The organism is Oleiphilus sp. HI0061 (assembly GCF_001635675.1).
On sequence record NZ_LWFE01000285.1, the window covers coordinates 1 to 945 of the forward strand.

The window sequence follows — 945 nt, forward strand, 5'->3', positions numbered from 1 at the left end:
AAGCGAGCTAGAAGAACTGCACTGGTTGTTTAAACGCGCAAACGGCTATAGTGAACTGGAAGTGAGCCAAAAGCGAAGCGCCCTTGAAAAGGTACTAATGCCAGACACCCTAGAAGCGCATCAAGCACGTTTGAAAGAGGCCGGGTTTACTCACTCCCACCTTTGGTATCAATGTTTCAACTTTATGTCGCTGATAGCGATTAAAGCAGCTTAGGTATAACGATGGATTTCTACCCTCTCTATGACGACTTATTTGCTTTCATGCGCAGCAACAAGCTCGAACCCTGGTTGGAGACTTTAATCCCCCTACTCAAACATAAGCTTCAAGAAAAGCCTCATGGTGACTTAAAGCGTTGGTTGGAGGCCTATCATTCTCTGCCAGTTTTAAACTCCGACATCGTCAATCTAGATGCTTCACGTGTTGGTGCCGACAGCAAGGAAGGCCTAAATAGTGATACGTTTAAACAGCTTGAACAAGCACTTAGAGGTTTAATACCCTGGCGAAAAGGACCCTATGACTTATTCGGCGTTCATATCGATACGGAGTGGCGATCAGACTGGAAATGGGAACGTATCAAAGACCACATCACCCCCTTAAAAAACCGGATTATACTCGATGTAGGCTGCGGTTCTGGTTATCACTGCTGGCGTATGTTGGGCGAAGGCGCACAAAATGTTATTGGGATCGACCCGAACTTTTTATTCTTACTACAGTTCGAGACTCTAAAGAAATATTGTGGCCCTCAAGCACCCATCCATTTGCTCCCAGTACGAATGGAAGATGTGACACCACAGCTAGAGGCCTTTGACACAACTTTCTCAATGGGCGTGCTTTACCATCGCCGCTCACCTATCGATCACCTATTGGAGCTCAAGGGGACCTTGCGCCAGGGCGGCGAACTGGTGCTGGAAACGCTCATTTGTGAAGGTGAGCTAGGCTATAGT

The 945-nt window shown here is 47.1% G+C and carries 1 protein-coding gene and 1 pseudogene; both read left to right on the forward strand.

Annotated elements, in window-relative coordinates:
• Positions 1-214, forward strand: a pseudogene (locus A3735_RS30205) (carboxy-S-adenosyl-L-methionine synthase CmoA); the annotation flags it as partial.
• An 8-nt stretch (positions 215-222) separates the two neighbouring features.
• A partial coding sequence (gene cmoB, locus A3735_RS03690) for a tRNA 5-methoxyuridine(34)/uridine 5-oxyacetic acid(34) synthase CmoB (protein WP_068637608.1) occupies positions 223-945 on the forward strand: 723 nt, incomplete at its 3' end.